The sequence below is a fragment of the Paenibacillus sp. FSL P2-0173 genome (genome assembly GCF_038008045.1).
In the GTDB taxonomy this organism is placed as follows: domain Bacteria; phylum Bacillota; class Bacilli; order Paenibacillales; family Paenibacillaceae; genus Paenibacillus; species Paenibacillus polymyxa_B.
This window is the reverse complement of the sequence record NZ_JBBOYK010000004.1, coordinates 452,234-476,536: the sequence shown is the minus strand read 5'-3', so window position 1 is coordinate 476,536 and position 24,303 is coordinate 452,234. Positions and strand designations below refer to the sequence as shown.

The window sequence follows — 24,303 nt, the reverse complement described above, 5'->3', positions numbered from 1 at the left end:
TTCCTTATCAAAGATATTGGATTTTGGTACTCAATTTTATTGTTTATCGCACAAATTTTAGTTGACTCGCTAGTACACAACTTTATTGTATATATAGAACCACATAATAAGCTAAAAACGTTGATACGCCAAGGGGTACTGGTACACAACTTTATCGTCCGAAGAGAGGTGTCATATTTAATGAAAAAATTTTCAGATTATACGAGAAAAATCATCATAATTGACAAAGAAGAAGTTATACAAATTATTGATTGTATAAATACTCATTTTTAGAGTTGTGGATATTCTCATGAAATATGAAAATTAGGGCAGATCTAATAACTTCGAGTCAATGAGTTCTCATTAATTATGAAAATGATCCTCAAATAATGCATGTATTCTGCTGTTGTTTTCTCATTAATTATGACACCACACATGTGAGTAATTATTAGAAGAGGAATTACTGAATAAAAATTATCTGCAATTATAATTAAGATTAATTGTAGTATGCACCGAGTCTAAACGGGAGAAATAGTTTGTTTAATAATTACTAGTTTGTAAGATGTCATACTTGTTGGAAACATGTGATTATATTTCCTTGAATTTATTGGATCGCTAAAGCAGCCTCCTTTTGTTTCCGAATATTTCATAGCTCTCTATGCTGTAATCAAAACCATGCGCAGTCATTTGCGCGTGGTTTTTTACGTAAAAACATTTACAATATACATTTGATTGTTTTCCCCTGAATGATTAATATAATGGACAATGTCATAAACCTGCCGTATTAAAAATAGAGATGAGGATTGCTATGAATAAAGCAAAGATTCTTATTATTGAAGATGATGCCCCGATTGCCGACTTGCTTTCGTACGGGCTTTCTATGGAGGGGTTCCAGACACGCACAGCGGCCAGCGGAGCAGCGGGAATGCATGAGTTGCAGTCGTTTCAGCCCGATTTGCTGCTGCTGGATTGGATGCTGCCTGACCAGAGCGGTCTAGATATTTGCAAAAAGGTGACTATGGACTATAACATACCGATTTGCATGATTACGGCCAAATCGGATATTACCGATAAGATTCTCGGCCTTGAATTCGGTGCCGATGATTATATTACCAAGCCTTTTGATCTGCGCGAAGTTGTTGCACGCATTCGAACCATTTTGCGCAGAGTGGAGCAGGCGAGCAGCCCGGACAGGGAAGAAGCCGCGAAAGCCGTCATTAGGTTTGAAAATATTGAAGTGATCGAAGAAGAACGGCTTGTCCAAAAAGAGGGCCGTCCCGTTGAATTGACCCCCAAGGAATTTGACCTGCTTATGATGCTGGTTAAACATCCGGGCAGAAACTTTACACGTTCCGAACTGCTTGATCTGGTATGGGGTTATCATTTTGCCGGAGATACCCGTACGGTTGATACGCATATCCAAAGACTCCGCAAAAAGCTGGATGCCACTGGATGCATTACTACCGTCTTCGGAATCGGGTACAAATTTAAAAAAATGGGTGGATAAGCATGATACGTAAAATCAGCATCAAATTTCTGATCGGTTTTTTTCTGATTTTTTCGTTTTCTTTTGTCGTGCTTAATCAGACAGTCAAGGAATTTATCCGGACAAGCAATCAGAATTTGGTTACCTCCGAATTGGTCGGACTGAAAAACAATAGCAATGTGTATGTGCGCCAGGCTTTCCTGATTAACCATTTCAGCAGCAATGAGCTGTATTTTGGAGAGATTGCCAGGGAGATAGCAACTGATCTGAACCATACCACGGACAGCAGTGTTGGCGTATATACGGTGAAAGGCAAATTGCTTTATGCCCCGGACAGCTCCTTATTTCAGCAGCAAATGCAAAGCGATCTACAGCAGGCGATTGATGGCAATACAGCGTACAGCATTACTTATGATCGTAATAAGACGACTGTCCTTTTCTCCTATCCGGTTGTTATAGACGGTTCAAAGGTGGGCATACTGCGTTTTTACAAAGATTTCAGCTCACTCTACGAACAAACCGGACAGATTCGGCAGATTACTCTCTATATTGCCTTGGCGATTTTTGCGGCAGCCTTTCTGTTTTCCTATATTCTTTCCAGGCATATTACCATCCCGCTGACCAGACTGACGCAAGCATCCACCGAGGTGAAAAACGGGAATCTGGATATCCGCCTTCATTTTAAACGCAGAGATGAAATTGGCCGACTGGCTGAAAATTTTAACGATATGATTGATCAAATTAGTAGACAGATTCATATTATTGAGAAGGACCGGGACCATTTAAAGCAACTTCACCAGCAGGAAAAGCGCTTTTTTGACAATATCACTCACGAACTGAAAACGCCGTTAACCTCCATTCTGGGATATGCAGAGCTGATCAGGCTGAACGGTGAGAAAGATCGTGCTTTTTTTGATAAAGGAATGAATCATATTATCGAGGAGAGCAGGCGCCTGCATGCGATGGTGCTAAAACTGCTGGAAGTTTCACGCAAAAATATCATGATCAATGAGCTTGAGCGGGTGGATATCGGGCTGATCCTGCGGGATGTGTGTGAATCAATGACGATCCGGGCACAGCGCTATAAAAAGACCATTGAATATGAGATTAGTGAGGAATTGATCACGTTGGCCGATGGGGACAGAATTAGACAGCTGTTCATTAATTTGATAGATAATGCGATAAAATACAGTTTGCCGTTTTCGGCAGTATCGGTAAAAGCGGTGCGGTCAGAAGAAAAGATCCGCTTGATCTTCAGCAATCCAAGCGATCCGATTGAGGCAGAACATCTGTCACGCTTGTTACAACCATTTTATCCGGCTTATTCCGACAGTGCGGAAGAAGGCAGTGTAGGCTTGGGGCTCAGTATTGTGAAATCCATCGTTGAAGAATTGGCAGGTTCCATCATGATTACAAACGAGCATAATGAAACAATCGTAACGGTGGAATTTAAAGCTCTGGAAACCGCGGGGAACGGAGAATGAATAATGGGCAATAAATATAAATATTTTGTAATGCTGCTGGTCGTATCTGTCGTGGTATTACTGCTGTCAGGATGCGGTTCAGAACCAAAAACAGAGACCGTCGTCATCGCCGACAGCAATGAAGTTTCCAGTGCCGATCAAAGCTCTCGGCCGTTTCAGGTCCAAAGAATATATCGGCTTCCGGATCGTTTTGTGAATACGGGTCAGCTGCTGGGCTGGTCGTCTGCAGATGCTGTCATCGCTTCGTTAGGAGCCATGACCATACTGAAGCGAGGCACGCTGGAACGTTTAACTTATCCGTATGAGCAGAGCAAGGCCATACCCGGAATCGGCAATGTAACTTCCAATACTATACTTTCTCCCGATGGTAAATATATTTGCGAATTTTCTCGTTCTTCCTCGGAGACAACCTTAAAGCTTATTTCCTTGCAGGATGGCAAAGAAAAGGAAATAGACAGGATCAGTACCAGAAACGATTCTTATGTACAATATGTTTCCTGGTCTGCCAACAGTTCGTATATCGGCTACCTGGTAGAAAACCCGGTTGATAATGGAGCTGATAGCCTGTACATCTACGATATGGGGGCTCAAACTTCCAGCAAATATCAGTTAAAAGGTATCCTAAAGGGAGACACGCTTTTGAGTGTTAACCTTGCAAATGATGGTCGCAGCGTACTGCTGCAGTTATTTCGTGCAAAACAAGGTCAGAAAAAGGTGTTAACCATGGGGAAGGTTTCCGGGAATAATATTGAGTTTCAATACGAGCGTCAGTTTGGTGGAGATTCAGTAGCCTGGATGAATAACGACCAGTTTGTGTTTCTCGGAACGGATAGTTCATTGTACGAATATGATCAGCGAAACGGAGAGCTCTCCGTCATTCTGGAAAAAGTGCTTGATTTTGAATTCTCGCCTGACAGGAAAAATATCGCATACACCGTGTATGATCAAAATGTCACTTACGTAGGCAAGGTGCAAGGAAGAAATATAATGTACAACGAACCGGTGTATCGCGGAATTTTGCCGACGCATATGTACTGGAATCCGAACAATAAAAGTGTACTGCTTCAAGGACAAAAGCAATTGGATTCCTCGCAGACTGCGCCAACAGATTCTCCTAGCAAGGAGTCATTGATCATTGAATTGAAATAGTGATTAGGATCGCCATATTTGTATATGTCAAAAACCTTATTTCGGTTGTTCAGCCGGAATAAGGTTTTTCTTTTTGCAACCGTTGTGACAATTTGTTTACATGTTGATCAAACTTTAGCGACATCTTTTTTCTATAGTAAATGAAGCAAGATCATTAGCCTATAAGGACAAGGAATGGACCATAGTGAATGGAAACCGGAATTTGCACCTGAATCAACCCATAAAACGTTATATGACCGGTCTGGATGGGCTAAGGGCCATCTCCGTGCTTGCTGTTATTGCTTATCATCTTCATTTCAGATGGGCAGAGGGTGGGCTGCTGGGAGTGGAGATTTTCTTCGTCCTGTCAGGATATCTAATTACGGATCAGATCCTTTTTGAATGGAGGACGCGCAGCGGTTTTTCTATTGTGCAATTCTGGATAAGACGAATGCGCAGACTACTGCCAGCAATGATCTTTATGATGACTGCAGTGGCATTGTGGTTTTTAATTACCGATTTCTCCAGACTGCAGGAATTAAGAGGGAATTTTGTATCCTCGCTTTTTTACGTAAACAACTGGTATCTCATTTTTCATCATGTTTCCTATTTTGAGAGCTTTGGCCCGCCTTCTCCAATCGGGCACCTCTGGTCGCTTTCCATTGAGGAACAGTTTTACGTAATCTGGCCGCTTGTTCTACTGATCGGTCTGTGCCTTGCACCGCGACGAGGCAGACTGATGTTATACATTCTGGGTTGCGCCGCCGTATCCGCCATAGCAATGGCCGTTATATACGAACCCGGAACCGATCCAAGCAGGGTGTATTACGGGACGGACACGCGGGCGTTTGCCATTTTAATCGGAGCGGCTCTGGCGGTAATTTGGCCCAGCTGGAGACTGAGCGACAATGTATCTTCTTCGTCCCGGACCATGCTGGATATGACTGGCGTACTGGGCATTGTAATGCTGTTTATCCTGATCGGTCAGACCAACCAGTTTGATGATTCGCTGTATCGCGGCGGTTTTCTTTATTTATCACTCATTACTGCAGTTGTTATTGCTGTACTTGTTCATCCGGCCAATCGACTGGAACGATTGCTCGGCTGCCGGCCTCTAAGCTGGATCGGTAAGCGATCTTACAGTCTGTATATATGGCATTATCCGGTCATTATTTTATCAAGTCCCGCGGTAAGTACCGAAGATGCCAGCTATATGCGCATTGCTCTGCAGGTAATGGTCAGTTTCATAATGGCGGGTCTTTCCTACAGATACATCGAAGAGCCCATCCGCCGCGGGACCTTTGGGACCAGCCTAAAATCACTCCGCAGATCAGGCGCTGGCAGCCAACTAGGTCTTGTCGTAATTGTTATCGCCATCATTCTGGTCCTGACATCATGGAAGACGGATTCACCAGATCCTGTACCCGATGTGCCAGCAACCGTAAGCCGGGAATCCGTCCAGACAGAAAAGCTGCAATCCGGCTGTTCTGCTGAAAATCATTCCGCTGAAAATACAGGCCATTCCGCAGAAGGAGAGGGGGTCACGGCGATTGGAGATTCTGTCATTCTGGATGCCGCCCCGTTTCTGGAAAAACAGCTTCCCGGTATCATCATAGATGGCAAGGTGGGACGGCAAATGTCACAGGCCGAGGATGTGCTTGATGGCCTGCGGGCACAGGGCAAACTTGGCCATAAAATTATTATTGAACTCGGCACCAACGGCGTTTTTAACCAGAGTCAACTGAAGTCCTTGCTGGCTTCACTGCAGGATTCCCGGCACATTTATCTGATAACGACCAGAGTACCGAGAGGGTGGCAGAATACCGTAAATGACAATCTACGTGAAATTGCTGGTGAATTTCAAAATGTCCGGCTTATCGACTGGTATTCGGCCAGCGAAAACCGCAACGATCTGTTTTATGACGATGGTGTTCATCTGAAACCAGAAGGCGCTCAGTATTATGCCTCGTTTTTGATTGATGCTATCAAACAAGATAAAACCTACTAGCATGTTAAAGGGAAGGATGAACTAGGTATGAACAAAAAAAATGGATGGATGGTAAAAACATTAGGGGGTTTTATGGTTATCCTTATCGCTTTAGGAGCCATCGGCCTCCATATGCACGCAAAGCAAAATTCGGATGATAACGAATCACGCAGCAAGGATTCTTCTCTATACAATCTTGATGCGATGCAGCCCGCTGCACAAAAGCGTGCGGCTTCCAGCACCAGCGGAGAACAAGCTCAACCATCCGCTTCCTTAAACGGCGAGGGCGTCACGATGATTGGAGATTCGGTTACGGTCGGAATTGAGCCTTATTTAAAAGAGCAGCTTCCGAATATGACGGTTGACGGCAAGGTTGGCCGGCAGATGTCTCAAGCTATAAAAGTCATTAATGAATTGTCCGCCCAAGGCAAACTGGGAGACCAGGTCATTATCGAACTCGGCACCAACGGTCCGTTTAGCAAAGACCAACTGCGCGACGTACTGCAATCCCTTTCTGGAGCCAGACAGGTAATCTTGGTTACCACCCGGGTGCCGAAAGGCTGGCAAGACACGGCGAATGACACGATTGCACAGGTCGCTGGTGAATACAGTAACGTCAGCGTGGTGGACTGGTATTCGGCTAGTGTAGGCAAAGATGAATATTTTTATAGAGATGGCGTCCATTTAAAACCAGATGGTAGCCGATACTACACTTCACTTCTCGTAGCAGCCTTGCAAAAATCTTAAATACAGAAAGGGGCAGGGGCGTTCATCATCCAGAAAGGAAGAATGACATGACACAGAGGAAAAAGAGGATATTGACTGTAACATTGTTACTTGTGGTCGCTGCTGTAATCTTTGTCTTTTACTATTTCTTGTCCATTTACAAAGGATTAGAAGGACTTAACAAAACACCGGCAAACTCCTCGTTCATTAAAGTAAGCACCGATAATGCCGAAGCTCTGGAAGCTCCGGAGTGGGAGGGAACCGAGCCTGTCAACATTCTGCTGATGGGTGTGGATGCCCGTGGAAGTGACAAGGGCGAGATACCCAGATCCGACAGCATGTTGGTCGTTTCATTGAATCCTGCCAATAAGCATATTCATGTATTTTCGATTCTTCGAGACACTTATACGGATATTCCCGGGTACGGCAAAAATCGAATTAATACCGCTGTTACGCATGGGCCAGATACGGCGATGAAAGCAGTCAGCGAATTGCTGGGGGTGCCTGTTCATTTTTATGTATATACGGATTTCCAGGGGTTTATTAAACTCGTGGATGCTGTAGGCGGACTCGATTTTTATGTCGAAAAGGATATGTACTATGAGAGCAAAGCCGATCAGCATGAGTATGATATTAATTTAAAGCAGGGACAGCAGCATTTCGACGGCAAAACGGCGCTTCAATATGTCCGTTTTCGTCATGATGCCATGTCCGATTATTCCAGAACAAAAAGACAGCGGCAATTGATTACGGCATTAGCCGAGAAGGTAAAAACAACGACTTCCATTATGAAGTTTCCTTCCATTCTAGAGGAAATCAGTCCGTATATCGATACCAATTTGTCAGTCTCTGATATGTGGAATTTGGCTTCGGTAGGGTATCAAAGTACATTACAGGGAAATGAACAAATACCGCCAATGAAGCTGTTAAAAGAAACCTATGTTGGCAGAGCGGCTGTTCTGGACGTAAAAAGTCGAACGGATTTGAAGCAATTTGTGCAAAGTATCATAAACTCCGACGCTTCTAACTCGATTACAGACAATCCTTCCGAACAAAAGTAGAAAACAGATTTTGAATAGGATTGGACAATATATAAAATCATCATTTGCCGGACAATAGTCTGTTAAATGCTCTTTGTGAATAAAGAAGAGTACAACATGGTCTTTCGGTTATAAATAGGGGGAAAAAGAATGGGTACGAAACCGATAGTAAGGTTCTGCTTGGTGTTAACCATATCCGCCGCAATGCTTTTGGAGATCACTGCTCCGCACATGGCTATGGCTGATGCTACACAGCGTGCAAAAAGCACGTTATTGAACGATAAACAGAGTCAACCAACAAAAACAATTTCAACGCAAGGTGAAAATACCCGGACACTGAAATTGGATAACAATGTAGCATCCATGACGAAGAAAAGAACAATTAAAGCTAGATTTAAACTTCCGAAGGGGACCAATATAAAAAAAATACGCTGGACATATGGTGGAAAACCATTATCGGAATGGAAATCATACAAGAATCGCGATTATAATGGCGCTCCCTTTATCACCGTTACTCAGGTCAAAGCAGAAAACGGAGAAGTCACTGCCAATATCAATTTCGGTCTTACTTACGGTACGGAGAATCTTGCCGAACCGAGTCTGCAGCGTCCACTGTACGCATCATTGATGGGAACCTATGAACTGGCTGCAGCAGTCAACGGAAAAACTGTTGCCCGTGCTCCCATGAAACTGGTCCCGTACGACAGCTTCCGCACGTATGACGAACTGAAGCCGGAGATTGATGCGATTACGGCACAGGCAGCTCAAAAAAACAACAGATACATTAAAACGATGTCGATCGGCAAATCCGTGGAAGGCCGCGATATTTATATGACTGTGCTTGCCAAAGATAAAGCAACGATTGACAAATATCAGAATGTAACTCATCCTGACATGCTGAATCATCCTGCAAAGCTGGAGAACGATATTAAATCCGGTGCATTCGGAGATTATCAAGTGCCCATCTGGATCAACAATATTCATCCAAATGAAGCGCCGGGCTTTGATGCGATTATCAATTATTTTAAGACAATGGCCCTCGATAAAAATGTTACGTACAAAACTACCTCGTCCAATGGAAAATCGAGTACGGTAACTCTGAATTTGGATGATGCGCTTGATCATGTATTTTTCCTGTTCCTGTATACGGAGAATCCGGATGGAAGGGTTCATACCGAACGTTCTAATGCTGAATATTTTGACTTGAATCGGGATAATTCATATCAAACTCAGCCTGAAACACGCAGTATAACAGAGCAAATCGCCAGATGGTCGCCGATTTCTTTCCTAGATCTGCATGGGTTTGATAAGAATTTTCTGATTGAGCCTACCACACCGCCTCACAATCCGAATATTGAATACGATTTGCTTATGGATAACATGGTAGAACAGGCAAAAGTGATGGGTGAAGCAGGTATTGCAAACACGAAGTATGATTACTACCATATTCCTTATGAAGAACATCGTAAAACGGCCGAAAATCCTAAATATGTTTCCAAAGGAACTGCTTCGGGATGGGACGATGCGTCTCCAGCCTATACAGCTGTCTTCGCCATGCACCATGGTGCAATGGGACATACGCTGGAAACACCTGAATCGAATGAGGAGTCGACCAAAGCATTGTACTATAGTGTCGCTGCAGCAACCGATTATGTTATGGAAAAGAAAGAAAAGTTATTTTTGAACCAGCTGAAAATATATGAACGTGGAATTAATAATATGGATGATCATGCCGTAGATCGGTATCTAGTCAATGCAAAAAATCAAGTCATTGGCCGCCCGCGTCACGGTAATAAGAATTTTTTCCCTGAATATTACGTTTTGCCGACTGATAAAAGTCTTCAAAAAAATCCGCTGGAAGCCTACCGGATGATTGAATATTTTATCCGCAATGGAGTAAAGGTTGAACGCTCGACAAAAGCTGTAAGTGCTGCTGGCAAGACCTACCCTGCAGGTTCATTTATCATAAATATGCATCAGGCCACACACGGCATTGCAAACATGGTTTTATATGATGGTATTGACGTCTCAGATTATGCTTCCGTAGCTGGCGAGATTGTACAGGACTTTCCAGTCCTACGAGGATTTGAATGTGATGCGATTAGAGAAGCCGGAGTGTTTGCGGGCAAAACTTCTCCGGTGACTTCCGTATCGATTCCGGCAACACAAATGCCGAATCATTCTGCCTATGTTTTAATCCGAAACACCAATAACGATGTCATCAAAACGGTTAATGAATTGCTTAAATCCGGCAAAGCGGTTACGATGCTATCCAAAAGCGGAACAGGATATGAAGCGGGTGACTTTGCAGTGGCCTATGATGATCTGCACCCGCTGGCCTCGAAATACGATCTTGATGTAACGGCATTCGGCAATAACAGACCCGTTGGCAAAGTTCTTAAACCTTCTACGGTAGCCGCTCTCGGCGAACCGGCTTATGTGCTCAAAAATCTCGGTTTTAAAGTGACCGATGATCAGCAGCATGCCGATGTGCTGGTGAATACATTCGATTCCGATAAATTTGTCGAGAAAGGTAAGCCTTACATTGCTTATGGAAATATGGGGATGGTTAATGTGAAAAACTGGATTCCTCAATTTGCGTTTGCTGGACCGACATGGGAAAGATACGAAGGGGTCTTCCTGGCGAATATCAAACAGGATCATGTGATTACAGCCCCTTACGATAATGAAGAATACTTCTACACCATTTCAGGTTCTTACATTACGAAACTACCTAAAGCCGCAAAAGTTCTTGCAACCATAAGTAATAAAGAAAACTTCTTCAAAGCGGGCTGGTGGCCAGGTCACGATGCTGCAAGAGGAAAGATCATGGCCTTCACCTATAAGGAAAACAAAAAGAATATTACAGTTTTCTCTAACGATCTAACCAATGGCGCTCATTCGCAGCAGCAATTCCGACTACTGGCCAATTCAATTTTTAATGCCGTCGCCGGAAAATACTGAGTGACTTTTAATGATATTGCAAACAACCTTATTCCAGTGATCAACTGCGAATAAGGTTGTTTTTGCGATAAAACGGTTTCGCCTACTGTGACATTTTGTTTACAACTTGATCAAACTTTAGCGACATCTGCAGGATATATTGGACTATAGCGTGACATCAATCCTCTGCATAACCAGGTTGATAAAAATGTGAATTCAGTATTTTCAGGGAGGAATGCAAGTTGCTAAGCAGTATAAAGCTGATGAGCAGATTCGTCAGAGAGTATGTGGAGGAGACAAGAATTAAGGATACTGTTTATTCCAAAAGCGTTCGACCCGCACAATGGTTACAACAGCAGCAGTTTTGCTCGTGACGGCCCCGCCGCTAATGGTTCTTGGATCAAGCATTTTCTCGAGCGCCTATCTTCTTAGTGATATCGCGGGAGGTTCGATGTCTGCTCTGGCCTGGGCTCCTGCATTTGTTACTGGTATGGCCATTGGTCGCTTTGCTCTCACCAGGATGCGAACTGCTCTCTTACTCACAGGCAGCGGTATCGTTATGCTTGTTATTCGTACAACACTGGCTGCTTATGTACTTCCGAATTGGAGTCTGCACCTTGAATAATGGCTGGTAAGTGTGCACGGAGCTGCTCCTGCACAGCCGGATGAATACGCAATTTGGCCCCTTATAACGTTAAAAATATTTAGTATCATTCCATCTTATACTTTTAATATTGAGGAAAATATAAGATTCGTATAACAACGTATTTATATAAAGATATAAAAATTGGAAAGAAGGCGGTTCTATGAAAAAACACATGTTGATTTTATTGCTATTGGCCTTATCGGCCAGTTCTTTATCAGCGTCCTTTGTTCAAGCAGAAGAGGCGCAGCAGCAGTCTTCCAATACAAGTGTGAAATTAACACTGAGTCAAGCCCAGCAATGGGCACGATCAAATAGCTTTAGCTTGAAGGAAGCCCAGCAAACGATAGATCGTAACCGGATTAACCTAAAAAATGCAGGTAAGAATTTGGATTTTATTCCGGCAGGTACAGGCAACGGTGAGGAAGATGCGGCTAGTAGCTCAGCTTGGAAGGGGTATGCCTCATCGACGGTTTCTTATCTCGAATCCAAGAAGCAAATCGAGCTAGCCCAAGATCAGACAGACTACATTACAATGAAAAACTATTATGATGTACTTCTGGCTGATAACAAAGTGAAGAGCAGTGAGGATGCACTTACGCTTGCGTTATTGGAGGAAAAAGCTGCTGAGGCGAAAGCCAACCGTGGGAAAATTTCTCCAGGTGATCAAAGCACCATTACTCAGAATCGACTAGAAGCACAAAAGAATGTAGAGATTGCAAAAGCTGCGCTTCGAAAAGCGATGGATTCACTAAATACGCAAATGGGGCAACCTCAAGGTACGGTGTATGAACTGGTTGATCGACCTGTTTACCGGAAGATGGATAACACGAATTTAGATACGCTTGTGACGCGTGCCATCTCGGCGAGTCCTTCGGTATGGAGGCAGGAGGAGGCTGTCAAGCTGGCAAAGATGGAAGTTAAATATTACACGTGGAACTCAGGAAATGATGATTATGAAATTAAACAGATTGAAGTAGATTCAGCAGAAGGCGGATTGGAAAATACCAAGGACCAATTAGCAGAAACACTGAAGAGTATGTACTTTAACTTACAGCAGAGTTATGAACAATACGAACAAATGCAAAGTAATCTGCAGAACACTAATAAAGTATTAGATATATCTCGTAAAAAAAAGGAACGAGGATTTGCTACAGGTACAGAGGTCGCCACGAATCAGTTAAAAGTGAAGCAAATTGAACGGAATAAGGATGAACTAATTGTTCAAATGACAATGCTGCAACATGCTTTAAACAAGCCGTGGAGCGTATAGGTTTTAGAAAAAATACATTTTAAGGGGATATAACATTGTCGGAAACAGAAAAGAAAGATGCTTTGCAAGTGTTAAGAAGGAAAAAAAGATTGAAAGGGATCATAGGTATTCTTGTCTTGGTTATTATAGCGGGAATTGGAAGTTTTGTTTATATGAAAAAGGGGCAGGAAAAGCCCGTGGAGAGTCCTGTGAACCAGATCGTACAGGTACAGAAAACAAACATGACCGAGTCGCTTAAAGTGACTGGGACCGTTCAGGCATCTAAGGAAGTGAATATTAATTTTACAAATGTCGAGGGTGCCAAGCTCATTGCTGTCAATGTCAAAGCAGGAGATAGTGTCAAGGCTGGTCAGGTGCTGGCTCGTTTGGATGATTCCGATTCCAGGTTACAAATTAAAAATGCTGAGTCCAATGTAGCGATAGCCCGAGCCAAGCTGGAGGAAACCAAGCGTGGACCGAAGTCCAGTGATATTGAGCTCCAGAAGGCAAATGTCTTAAAGGCACAGATGGCGATTAAAACAGCCAAGGACGGGATGGATTTAGAGGAAGCCACTGCACAAAAAGAGGCGGCCAAGGTGACTTTGGATAAAGCACAAAAGGATTATGATGACCAGGTTTATCTAGTTCAGAATGATGCAGCTGCAGAAAGTGACCTGGCGACGGCCAAGCAAAACCTGGATAAGGAAAAATTGGATATGAATAATGTTGAACTTCAATATAAAAAGGCAAAGAACCGCCAAGCTCAGGCGATTGAGGAGGCGGAAATGGGCTATAAAACAGCTTTAATACAATTAAGAGCTGCACAGTCCCCGCCTGATGCTTCCAACATTCAATCCGCACAGGCTTCTTTACAACAGGCGGAAACGGAATTGGAACAGAAGAAAAGTGTCCTGAACAAATTACAGGCTACAGCGCCATGGGATGGAATAATCATGAAGGTCAACGGCGATGTGGGTACCAGTCCTACAGCACCTTTTATTGTTATGAACAACTCTAATACAGGCATTATGAAGGTTAGTGCCAAGGTTAACGAAAGTGACATTGCTAAAATGAGGACTGGGCTTCAGGCTACGATGCACACAAGTTCATTCCCGGACAAACAATTTAAAGGCAAAGTCCTCTTTGTATCTCCAGAGCCGGTTACTGAATCCAATGTGACTACATACAAAATTGAATTATCTTTAGATAGCCAAAAAATAAAGCTACAGTCAGGGATGAATATAGATGTATCGCTCCAGTTGGCTGAGCACAAAGATACGCTTACAGTGCCACTGTTCGCATTGAGATCCGAAGGTGGAGTGGATGGAGTATATGTAGCGAAGAACCCGGCTAACCCTGCAGATTATGAATTCAGGCCAGTGAAGCTAGGTGTCTATACAGCGGATCAGGCCGAAATCAAGTCCGGTGTCAAGGAAGGCGAGACCATTGTTATTCCACCTCAGAGTGGTAGTGCTGGTTCCAATGGCAGTCAAGAGGGTCAAGACCCTGATGGGGGTCAGGCACAATGAGAGAAAATCAATCCCATAAAGTTGTTATCGAAATTAAAGAACTGAAAAAAATGTATGAGGTAGGCGGTCAGAAGATTCAGGCTCTGCGCAGTGTTAATTTATCTATTAGCGAAGGTGAATTTGTTGCCATTATGGGACCTTCTGGTTCGGGCAAGTCTACCATGATGAATGTCATTGGTTGTCTTGATCATCCCGATACCGGAGAGTACTACCTGGATGGGTACTCCATATTGGATGCTCGTGAGAACGAGCTTTCGGAGATTCGAAATCAGAAACTGGGTTTTGTGTTTCAGAAATTCTATCTACTTCCCCGAACTACAGCATTAGCAAATGTAGAGCTACCTATGATGTATGCAGGTATACCTGCCAAGGAACGCCGGGAACGAGCCGTGGAGGCACTACGTAGCGTTGGTCTTGCAGAACGAATGTATAACAAGCCTAATGAGCTTTCTGGTGGTCAGCAGCAACGTGTCTCCATTGCCCGAGCATTGGTGAATAATCCTGTTATTCTGCTGGCGGATGAGCCTACGGGAGCACTGGATACGAAGACGAGCGTCGAGATTATGGAGCTGTTCCAAGGCTTGAATGAGCTGGGAAAAACCATCGTCTTGGTCACGCATGAGCTGGAAATTGCTGAATATGCCAAACGATTGATTAGTTTTCGGGATGGTAATATTGAACGAGATGAGCGTATTACGAATAGACGAATTTCATCAAGGATGGTAAGCCTATGAATTTGATGGAAACAATCCGTGTATCTATGAATAGCTTAACCACCAACAAGATGCGCTCATTTTTAACGATACTCGGTATTATTATTGGGGTAGCGGCGGTTATTGCCATTATGGCAATCGGAAATGGATCTAAGGCCAGTATTAAGGAGGAAATCGACAAATTAGGAAATAACGTGCTTATGGTTGCTCCAGCCATGCCAATGACTGAAGAAGAAGTCATTGTGAGCAACTTGGCCTCATTTACGTGGGCTGATATCGAGGCGTTGGAACAAAAGAAGTCTATAGATGCATTAATGCCAAATATAACGAGCAATTCAAAAGCTACGTGGGGGCGATATAACTATAACGCCACTATTGTAGGGACTTCCGCTTCATTCTATAAGGTCAAAAAGGTTTCCTTTGCCGAGGGTAGAACATTTACCAACGATGAGATGGATAAACGCATGAATGTCGCCGTCCTTGAAAGCCAAGCGGTTCAACGTCTTTTTGGTGGAGATACCCAAAATGTATTAGGACGAACGTTTCAAGTTAAACAGATCCCTTTCAAAGTGATCGGAGTATTGGATACTCAGCCAGTTACGAACTTAAGCTACGGTAGTGATGATCAAATTTATATCCCTGCTACCACTATGATGAACCGTTTGGGTGAGAAGAATATTGTCACTCTGGATGTGTCCGCCAAGTCACCAGCTTTGATGGATCAGGCTCATTCAGACATATTGGAAAGCTTGCGTGTGACGCACCAGCTAAAACCTTCAGAACCGGATCAATTTCAAGTTACAAGTCTGTCCGAAGCAGTAGGTGCAGCTTTCGGTGTAGATAAAATCATGAGCAACTTGCTGGGAGGTGTAGCCGCGATATCGCTCGTGGTAGGGGGAATCGGAATTATGAATATTATGATGGTTTCAGTTATAGAGCGTACGAGAGAAATCGGGATTCGAAAAGCTATCGGTGCCAAGCCAAGAGATATTATGATTCAATTTCTGTCAGAAGCAGTTATCTTCGGTCTAATGGGTGGTATCCTCGGGGTTGTTACTGGTATAGCAGCATCCAAAATAATTGAAGCAACTTCTCATATGGCCATTCAATTTACGGTCTCGCCTATCATATATTCGTTTCTCAGCTCCGCAGGTACAGGCATTCTATTCGGGGTATATCCAGCTTATAAAGCAGCAAGCTTGAAGCCTATAGATGCATTGAGATACGAATAATTTTATTGGCACATGATCGCAAAATAAAACGTAAACTGCTTCTAGATTTTGGAGAAACATATACTATGGAAAAAAGCTATACGCATAATAGAACCAGAGCTCATCGGATTAAGAGAAGAAGACTACTGTTTATTATTATCATTTGTATTGTTCTAAATATTTTAAAACTCTCTGACATCTTCAGTAGTAAACCACAGCCAGTAAAAACGATTGAATTTGCAGAAAAAATAAAAACAGTATCAACCGACAAATTAAATAACGAATCCAAAGGGAGCGAATCCTCTCTAAAAAATGTTACAGATATTGAAGATGCAGCCATTTGTTGAAAAGTACTTGAATCAGCAAATGCTCGTCCAAAAGCCTGAGGAGACAGATGATAAAAATTTCTATGTTATTTATGTCAAGAGAACACTGTAACCAAACAGAACGGAAGGAATAAGCAAAATATGGACATTAAAGATTTAGAGGATCTATTTTTATCTTATAAATCAGAACTCTTTGGAAATCCTTGAGAATAGTGCATAACAAACAGGATGCCGAAGATTTGTTGCACGAATGCTTTAATTCGGTTTATAAGTGCTTCCCTTGACTGGCCCAAAGATCGTATCCGTTTTATCTTTTGAGAATTGCCAAAAATCTTGCTATAGATTTATTAAGAAATGAAAAAAGATGGGAGGATACTCTTCACATAGAGAACTAATTGATTATCACTGGGTTACCCTGGATTTGAAAATTCGAGAGGAAGTCGATCGGATTTTTTTGATGGTAAGTAATGACTAGCAAAGGACTGTACTTAATTGCGCCTAGTCCAAGGATACTCCATAAAAGAAATAGCTAATAATTTTAAACAAGAGTGAAGCTTCTGTGAAGTCGTTGCTGCACAGAGCTTCTTTTTAAGCACTAATCCTTAAATTTCTTTTTATTGTTGGGACTTTTTGGATCTGTCTGATTTCAATGCGCAGGTCAGGTGTCGGGCACCCAGGTAGGCCTTTCCGTAATCGTTATTGCCTTTGTTTTGATTCTGGCTTCATGGAAGACGGATACGTCAAAGCCCGACCTTTGCCTGATGCGCCGGCCGCTGTAAGCCAGGAACCGGTCCAGACGGAAAAGCTATGCTTCCGTAGTAGGTGAGATTGTGCAGGATTTCCTGGATCTGCGCGGTTTTGAACGTGATGCGGTTAAAGAAGCTGGCGTATTTGCGGACAAAACCTCTCCGGTAACAGAGATGCTGTATCATTCCATCTATGTGTTAATCCGAAATACAAATAACGAAGCCATCTAAGTGGTCAATGAACTGCTAAAAAAAAGAATAAACGTCACCATGCTTATGAAGAGCGGAGCCGGTTATGAAGCCGGTGACTTCGCAGTGGCTTATGACGATCTGCATCCGCTGGCAGCCAAATACTATCTTGATATAACGGCATTCGGCAATAACAGACCCGTTGGCAAAGTTCTTAAACCTTCTAATGTGAAAAACCGGGTTCCTCAATTTGCGTTTGCTGAACCGACGTGGGAAAGATGCTAAGGGGTCTTCCTGGCAAATGTCAAACAGGATCATGTGATTACAGCCCCTTACGATAATGAAGAATACTTCTACACCATTTCAGGTTCTTACATTACGAAACTACCTAAAGCCGCAAAAGTTCTTGCAACCATTAGTAATAAAGAAAACTTCTTCAAAGCGGGCTGGTGGCCAGGTCACGATGCTGCAAGAGGAAGGATCATGGCCTTCACCTATAAGGAAAACAAAAAGAATCTTACTGTTTTCTCCAATGATCTAACCAATGGCGCTCATTCACAGCAGCAATTCCAACTACTGGCCAATTCAATTTTTAATGCCGTCGCCGGAAAATACTGAGTGACTTTTAATGATATTGCAAACAACCTTATTCCAGTGATCAACTGCGAATAAGGTTGTTTTTGCGATAAAACGGTTTCGCCTACTGTGACATTTTGTTTACAACTTGATCAAACTTTAGCGACATCTGCAGGATATATTGGACTATAGCGTGACATCAATCCTCTGCATAACCAGGTTGATAAAAATGTGAATTCAGTATTTCAGGGAGGAATGCAAGTTGCTAAGCAGTATAAAGCTGATGAGCAGATTCGTCAGAGAGTATGAGGGAGAGGAAAATATTAAAAAACGAGCTTCTTCCGTAAACAGCCAGTTGAATGAAAATCAAGTAGATGAAAAGACGGTTGTTAATAAATTGGATGAAAAAGCAGTAGATACGGTAGGTATATCCAATACATCCTACGACGGTACACAAAGCGATATTCCTTCTCGAAGCTCTGTAGAAGAGTCGAGGAGAAGGCGGGGCACCGGGCGTCTTGTAGCACTTGATGCAGTACGAGGACTGGCGGTGCTGGGAATGTACTTGCAGCACTTCGGATCGAACCCAAACGTTTCTGCGATTGTTTCCGGAAACACGACACTATTATTCGTATTGTGCGGGGGTATATCTTATTCCATTATGGCACAGCGCATGATGGAGCGGGGAGCGGATACGGCCGCTTTCCGTGCGCGAATGCTGGCACGCGCCGTATTTGTTGATATTATTGGATATTTGCTTATTATGCTGAACACTCCATATGGTGTCATTTTGCCTGCCTATGCAGCTATGTTTGTGTTGGCACTAATGTTATTTCGCCGTTCGACCCGCACAATTGTTACAACAGCAGTAGTTTTGCTCGTGACGGCTCCGCCGCTAATGATTCTTGGATCAAGCATTTTCTCGAAAGCTTATCTTCTTAGTGATATCGCGGGAGGTCCGATGTCTGCTCTCGCCTTGACTCCTGCATTTGTTGCCGGCATGGCCATTGGCCGCTTTGACCTTACCAGGATACGCACAGCTCTCATACTCGCAGGCAGCGGTATTGTTATGCTTGTGATAGGCAAAACGCTGGCCACTTTTGTGCTTCCAGGTTGGAGCCTTCGTTTTGAACAATGGCTGATCAGCGCACAGGGAATTGCTCCTATGCAGCCGGATGAATACGCAATTTGGCCGCTTAACACGGAACCACCGATGTGGCATATGCTGTTGCAGTCGGCTCCGCACACCGCTTCGTCATTCCAGACGATTATAGGCCTGGGAATCTCGTTTCTGGTATTGGGACTAGCATGCTTCGTGGCGAAGAAATTTTCCGCTGTATTAATGCCTTTTGCGGCAGTCGGGCGCGTGGCGCTGACCATGTATGCCATTCAGTTTGCGGTGGTCTGGATTCTTGATCTGATAGGAATCGGGCATAGTCTCGAAGGCGTTCCGTTCGGCGACCTGATTATCGGAGTGGCGGCACTACTGCTGGGCTGGCTGATTGCGCGGCTTCCTGTCGGCCCGCTTGAAGGACTGATGCGCCGTTTTGACCGAGTATTCAGTCCTACCCAACCAGTCTCACAAACAGTAAAGTAGATAGCCTTCTTGATACTCTATATTTATAGTCATAGAAAGTGCCGGGTTATAATTAAAACGGACTGATCAAACAGGATACCAGATAAAGAGAATACAGTCCGATTTTCGGTATTCATCGGCTCTGATCATGGTGCCTAAATAAACTGAGCTATAAGATAATCAATGAACAGAATTGAAAAAGAGAAACTAATCATGAAAATAATAGAAAATATTAATATTTAATTTCTCGGAAGGGGTGGGTTCAATTGTGAACCCACCCCTTTTTCATTGAGTACAGTTATGGGTCTTTCTGTAAACAAAATCACTAATTTGTCCGATACATACATAAGGATGATTTACTGTTAAATATACCCTTGAAAATTATGATTTCACATATCATTAAAATTAGACTTCGGTTTAAGATAACCAACTAATTGAGGCGTGCAGCCTATGTAAATGTGACGACTAGAAAGGAGATAGAGCGTGAATCGTGAAGAGGTCTTTCGACATTTTAAAAATGAGATCTATGAACCCCTAAAGCATCGAATGTTATTCGCATTGGAAGCCTCTTTTCAAAATCGTAAGCATGCTTTAGCCAAGACATTTTGCAATTCACTGGAGCAGATATTTGAGAAAGTCAAGTTGATGCAGCAAGAAGGTGATAAACACGCCTTGGGATATATATCTTATTCCATGCTTCGTACCGAATTAGCAAACGGAAGGGCGACCTATTTGGTGGAGGCGATGGATAAGAGATGGTTTATGGATCGCCATACTTGCCGGGATACTTATGATGCAGAATGGGCCTTTTGCTATTTGGACGAGTGGGAGACTGAATTAAGCAAGCACGCTAAGAAATATGGTGGAAGAATCGGATTAGATGATATTCAGAGGATGAAATTGCACGTGGCAGTACATGTTCATCAATATATCATTGCTTTGGCGCGTTTTAGTATCACAGAAGAATGGTTCGATGATATTCAGTTTGCTCATGAAATAGAGTTGGAAGATGTATTCGAACTGAGAGTCGGAGAATATTTAGATCGAAGTGAAGTCATTTATAAACGAGATGTGCGTGTCAAAGATTCCATTGTGATTAAAGACTGGCTAGAGGAAAAAAAGCCCTACGACTACATACATGAAGTTTTCCGCAAGATCGATGGGTCTCAAGGAAATTATGAGAGAATACGTCTGCAATATGCCGATTTGAGTGAAAGTTCTTTTATCAATGGTGTTTTTACAGGAGGAAATTTGATTGGCTCCTGTTGGAATAAAGCATGTTTAATAGAAGCTGACTTTAGCGATTGTTTGATTCAAGAAGCACGTTTTGAAAAGGCCAACTTAAGAGGAACGTCTTTTCGAGATGCAGTAGCTGTACCTGGAATATACCAGTCTGAACGATGGGAAAGACCTGGTTTTCAACCCGTAAGTTTTGCAGGAGCAGATCTTACAGGAGCCACATTTCAGGGCGCTTACTTACAGAATGCTGATTTCACCGGGGCTATATTGCAGGGGGCCGACTTCATTGGTGCAGCTATAGAGGGGGCCTGTTTCAAAGGGGCGGTGCTGGATGGAACCCGATTTAGTTTAGGGATGCATCCAGTTGCCCGGGATCTAACTTCATTTGGATGAAACCATGTAGGACAGGCGCAATGGAAGGGACGTGGCATAGTGGAGTATTTTCTTTGTCAACATGATGATCGGATGTTGTATTCTGCTGTTCCCATATGGGACGAAGAGGCCAATGCAGAGATGGTAAATATTAATAATTGGACGGAATGGCCCTTTTCTTATGCTGCACAGTTTAAGATCAAGGGTCACGATTACACGGTTTACCCTGATATTCTGATGGGTTCGAGGATGATGGTATCTGATTCTGTACATGAGTTGTTACAGGTCTATACGCCGAGCCTCTTCAGTCGTATGGCTTTGTTTCGGGATATGGAACGTTCTCAGCAAAAGTTGTACTGGATGATTCAGCCCCCTTTAGTGAATTGTGTAGGTGAGCTAAGTACATTTCATCCCGGAGGAACATTGATGAAGTTGGTAGTAGATCGAGAGCGCACCGAGGGAAGGCCCTTATTGCAAGTTCAAGGTTTGCGTGAAACCTGTACATTAGTAAATTTGGCATTAGCAGAAAGTCTGTTGCGGAGGGGAACGAGTGGTATCTCCTTTCAGGAAGTCGATATGCAGTAACGAAATGGGAGGAGATATTTGTGGAACATCTGGATAAGAAAATTGTTTCTTTGCTACATACGGTAACATCAGAAAATGCCGAAAATAATCCATCCTTAACTGAGGATGGAGCTTTAAGTCACGCACACGATAAGGAGCCGTTTGGGCAAACATTACAAACATTCATGCAGCTTGAAGGGGAAAGTTTGGTTTTTGCTCAGCGGTATTTAGTGGATGAACGCATCAGTATAACAATGCCAAAGAGCTTTCGGGATATGCCAATTGATGAGCAGCTATTAAAATATCCTTCTCACCATCGCCCAGATTTTATTTTCACTAATGAGGCAGGCACGATTAACTTAACCTTCAAGCATACCGAAAGCCCGTTGCAAATAGAAGAGTTGGAGGACTTTACGGATGAGATGGCTCAGGTGGTAAAACAAACCCAGAAGTTGACCGAATGGTTTGGCCATGAAGTGTTGGAGGTAGGAGAGAATCGAATAGGATACTGCGAATTCATGACGCCAGTATGGAATGCTCGTATGTATAATTTATCTTTTTTTACAGTATTGGAAGGACGGGCGCTAATGTGTGCGTTTAACTGTACGGAAGAAGAAATAGTGAGCTGGAAGCCCGTTGCCCGCAGTATGCTGCTAACATTGAAAATCGAACCCGAGCGAAAGGAAAGTAACTCTTATGACATTAACTAACATTACATATGATCGGCTGCAAATTACACCATTTGAATTGGTGAGTATTCAGGAATTGCGTATGACCAAGCGGTTGAATGAGCATACCCGGCTCTCTTTTACAGCTATTTTACCTGAAGAATTACAGGACAGTTATGTTCAATTGATCGAAGCCGATTCTCCGGTTTGTGTATCACAATTGGATGAGGCAGGAACACCAACACCGCTATTTAACGGAACGGTACTTCATATGGAAGTCAGAGCTGTCCGAGATGTGTATTACCTGGAGGTCGAGGCTATATCACACACGTATAAACTGGATATTCGCAAAAAAGACAGGTCCTTTCAAGATAAAAATATGAAGGTAGAGGAATTGCTGCGGGCTGTAGGTGGGAATTATCCCGGTTTTGACATTATTGATTCGGCTACAGGGGGAGCAGCTTTAGGTCGCATAGCGGTCCAATATCGTGAAACAGATTGGGAGTTCCTAAAGCGGATCGCTTCGCGTTATCATACTTCACTCACGCCTGCCTCTGTGTTTGATGTGCCGAAGTGTTATTTTGGTGTTGAGGAGACCCCGTCAGGACTTGATTTAACGAATTATCATTATACCGTCAGTAAACGAGTTGCGGATTATCGTTATTTTAACGGCAATGATACAGCACATGTAAACGAGCATGATTTTATTGATTATCTGGTTGAGGCGGAGCAAGTTTTGGAGTTAGGCAGCACCGTTACCTTTAAAGGTAAAAGCTTGTACGTGTACAAGGTAGATACTCACATGCAAAAGGGTGTACTGCAGCACGTGTATACCTTAACTTCTCACAAGGGGTTGAGGCACAAGGAAGTCTTTAACGAACAGCTTATCGGTCTGTCTTTACCAGGTAAAGTCATTCAGGTAGAGCGAGATCGTATCAAATTACATTTGAATATAGATGCCGTTCAAGACCCTACGAAGGCCCACTGGTTCACGTATGTTTCTCCTTATACTGCGGAAGGACATAGCGGATGGTACGTGATGCCTGAGTTGGGAGATACCGTGCTACTCTATTTCCCCGCCCATCGGGAAGAAGAAGGCATGGCAAGTACATCTTTGCGCCAAAAGAATCAGAGTGTAGAGCAGCATGCTCTTGCTAATCCCGACATCAAATTATTTCGTACGGCCCACGGTAAGGAAATCAAATTAACTCCCGATGAAATTGTAATCACCAGTAAGGAGGGAACTGTGTATATACAGTTAAATGAGAAAGAGGGTATTCATATTGTAAGCGACAAACAGATTCATTTCTCGGCAGGGGGAAATATTTCCATTCATTCTGGTAGTAAAGTGAAAATCACGGCAGGGAATGAAATTCAAATGACTAGCAAAGGCAGCACCGTATCGCTGGGCGGAATGACGAATGTTCTGGGCAGTGAAGTGAAGACGAACTAAGAAAGGAATGAAAGGGGGAATAGAAGAATGGCAAATAAGTCTCATTCCGATAAGGAACCTATTCAAGCTGGACGGGGAAGTAAACAAGGATATGTTGTTGCTGGGGCGATCTTAAGCTGCAGCTTTGGTACGCAACCGACACGTCTCAAACGTCCGTTCAGTCACGGAGTATATGTAAAAGATAAAGCGCAAATGAACGTTACAGATTACTTGCCAGGAACCAATATCAGCAATTTCGGTCGTTGCTCCTGTCCAGCTAATCCAGCGGTCAAAAGCAGTGACATGGTGGATATCTACGGGGTGAAAAAAGCGAACTGTGTTCCGGTCATCACCGGACCCTGGATCGGCGGCAAAAGTGATGTGCTTGTGGAGGGAGAACCAGCCTTGCTGGATCAATGCTCGAATGCGTGCCTATACGGGGGAATGATTCGGATTACAGACGATGGCCAGACGCTGGAGTAAGGAGGTACAAG

Annotated in this window: 22 protein-coding genes; all 22 read left to right on the top strand. The window is 43.3% G+C overall.

Going from position 1 to position 24,303, the window contains the following annotated elements:
- The first annotated feature begins 787 nt into the window (after window positions 1-787).
- The 22 genes from MKX30_RS22015 to MKX30_RS21910 all read left to right on the top strand — a co-directional run bounded on the left by MKX30_RS22015 (window position 788) and on the right by MKX30_RS21910 (window position 24,292).
- Window positions 788-1,486: a response regulator transcription factor gene (locus tag MKX30_RS22015; protein WP_028541108.1), complete on the top strand. Its 699-nt coding sequence runs from the start codon at window positions 788-790 to the stop codon at window positions 1,484-1,486.
- A 2-nt stretch (window positions 1,487-1,488) separates the two neighbouring features.
- A complete protein-coding gene (locus tag MKX30_RS22010) occupies window positions 1,489-2,949 on the top strand; it encodes a HAMP domain-containing sensor histidine kinase (protein ID WP_341063500.1) in 1,461 nt (486 codons plus the stop codon).
- Window positions 2,950-2,952: 3 nt separating this feature from the next.
- Entirely contained in the window at window positions 2,953-4,098 is a 1,146-nt protein-coding gene (locus tag MKX30_RS22005; protein WP_341063499.1) for a hypothetical protein, read from the top strand.
- A gap of 184 nt (window positions 4,099-4,282) precedes the next feature.
- Entirely contained in the window at window positions 4,283-6,085 is a 1,803-nt protein-coding gene (locus tag MKX30_RS22000; RefSeq protein ID WP_075153699.1) for an acyltransferase family protein, read from the top strand.
- 27 nt (window positions 6,086-6,112) lie between these two features.
- Window positions 6,113-6,811 (top strand): SGNH/GDSL hydrolase family protein, encoded by a 699-nt coding sequence (locus MKX30_RS21995; protein ID WP_028541104.1) that lies wholly within the window; start codon window positions 6,113-6,115, stop codon window positions 6,809-6,811.
- Between the two features lie 47 nt (window positions 6,812-6,858).
- Window positions 6,859-7,851, top strand: coding sequence for an LCP family protein (locus MKX30_RS21990; RefSeq protein WP_341063498.1), 993 nt, complete (start codon window positions 6,859-6,861; stop codon window positions 7,849-7,851).
- A 129-nt stretch (window positions 7,852-7,980) separates the two neighbouring features.
- Window positions 7,981-10,794, top strand: a complete 2,814-nt coding sequence (locus MKX30_RS21985) for a M14 family metallopeptidase (protein ID WP_341063497.1) — start codon at window positions 7,981-7,983, stop codon at window positions 10,792-10,794.
- 430 nt (window positions 10,795-11,224) lie between these two features.
- The gene (locus tag MKX30_RS21980; protein WP_264454219.1) at window positions 11,225-11,398 is read left to right on the top strand and encodes a hypothetical protein; all 174 of its coding nucleotides are present in this window, start codon (window positions 11,225-11,227) and stop codon (window positions 11,396-11,398) included.
- A gap of 181 nt (window positions 11,399-11,579) precedes the next feature.
- Window positions 11,580-12,689, top strand: coding sequence for a TolC family protein (locus tag MKX30_RS21975; protein ID WP_341063496.1), 1,110 nt, complete (start codon window positions 11,580-11,582; stop codon window positions 12,687-12,689).
- Between the two features lie 35 nt (window positions 12,690-12,724).
- Window positions 12,725-14,197 carry an efflux RND transporter periplasmic adaptor subunit gene (locus tag MKX30_RS21970; RefSeq protein ID WP_076265437.1) on the top strand — a complete coding sequence of 491 codons (1,473 nt, stop codon included), beginning with the start codon at window positions 12,725-12,727 and terminating at the stop codon, window positions 14,195-14,197.
- Window positions 14,194-14,931, top strand: coding sequence for an ABC transporter ATP-binding protein (locus MKX30_RS21965; RefSeq protein WP_053324566.1), 738 nt, complete (start codon window positions 14,194-14,196; stop codon window positions 14,929-14,931). Before MKX30_RS21970 ends, MKX30_RS21965 begins: the two co-directional genes overlap by 4 nt.
- Window positions 14,928-16,142, top strand: coding sequence for an ABC transporter permease (locus MKX30_RS21960; RefSeq protein ID WP_053324567.1), 1,215 nt, complete (start codon window positions 14,928-14,930; stop codon window positions 16,140-16,142). Before MKX30_RS21965 ends, MKX30_RS21960 begins: the two co-directional genes overlap by 4 nt.
- Before the next feature lie 65 nt (window positions 16,143-16,207).
- Window positions 16,208-16,468: a hypothetical protein gene (locus MKX30_RS21955; RefSeq protein ID WP_069079683.1), complete on the top strand. Its 261-nt coding sequence runs from the start codon at window positions 16,208-16,210 to the stop codon at window positions 16,466-16,468.
- Between the two features lie 809 nt (window positions 16,469-17,277).
- On the top strand, window positions 17,278-17,424 hold the full coding sequence (locus MKX30_RS21950) for a hypothetical protein (RefSeq protein ID WP_218639123.1): 147 nt from the start codon (window positions 17,278-17,280) through the stop codon (window positions 17,422-17,424).
- Window positions 17,425-17,463: 39 nt separating this feature from the next.
- Window positions 17,464-17,667 carry a hypothetical protein gene (locus tag MKX30_RS21945; RefSeq protein WP_076265439.1) on the top strand — a complete coding sequence of 68 codons (204 nt, stop codon included), beginning with the start codon at window positions 17,464-17,466 and terminating at the stop codon, window positions 17,665-17,667.
- A gap of 33 nt (window positions 17,668-17,700) precedes the next feature.
- Complete coding sequence (locus MKX30_RS21940) at window positions 17,701-18,000, top strand: hypothetical protein (protein ID WP_341063494.1); 300 nt, start codon at window positions 17,701-17,703, stop codon at window positions 17,998-18,000.
- A 220-nt stretch (window positions 18,001-18,220) separates the two neighbouring features.
- Window positions 18,221-19,555: a DUF418 domain-containing protein gene (locus tag MKX30_RS21935; RefSeq protein WP_341063493.1), complete on the top strand. Its 1,335-nt coding sequence runs from the start codon at window positions 18,221-18,223 to the stop codon at window positions 19,553-19,555.
- Window positions 19,556-20,017: 462 nt separating this feature from the next.
- A complete protein-coding gene (locus tag MKX30_RS21930; RefSeq protein WP_069079807.1) occupies window positions 20,018-21,166 on the top strand; it encodes a pentapeptide repeat-containing protein in 1,149 nt (382 codons plus the stop codon).
- 120 nt (window positions 21,167-21,286) lie between these two features.
- Window positions 21,287-21,730, top strand: coding sequence for a hypothetical protein (locus tag MKX30_RS21925; protein WP_226887798.1), 444 nt, complete (start codon window positions 21,287-21,289; stop codon window positions 21,728-21,730).
- Between the two features lie 20 nt (window positions 21,731-21,750).
- Window positions 21,751-22,419, top strand: a complete 669-nt coding sequence (locus MKX30_RS21920) for a hypothetical protein (RefSeq protein WP_069079805.1) — start codon at window positions 21,751-21,753, stop codon at window positions 22,417-22,419.
- Window positions 22,406-23,830 (top strand): phage baseplate assembly protein V, encoded by a 1,425-nt coding sequence (locus tag MKX30_RS21915; RefSeq protein WP_341063489.1) that lies wholly within the window; start codon window positions 22,406-22,408, stop codon window positions 23,828-23,830. Before MKX30_RS21920 ends, MKX30_RS21915 begins: the two co-directional genes overlap by 14 nt.
- 27 nt (window positions 23,831-23,857) lie before the next feature.
- A complete protein-coding gene (locus MKX30_RS21910; RefSeq protein ID WP_068941311.1) occupies window positions 23,858-24,292 on the top strand; it encodes a DUF4280 domain-containing protein in 435 nt (144 codons plus the stop codon).
- The last annotated feature ends 11 nt before the right edge of the window (window positions 24,293-24,303 follow it).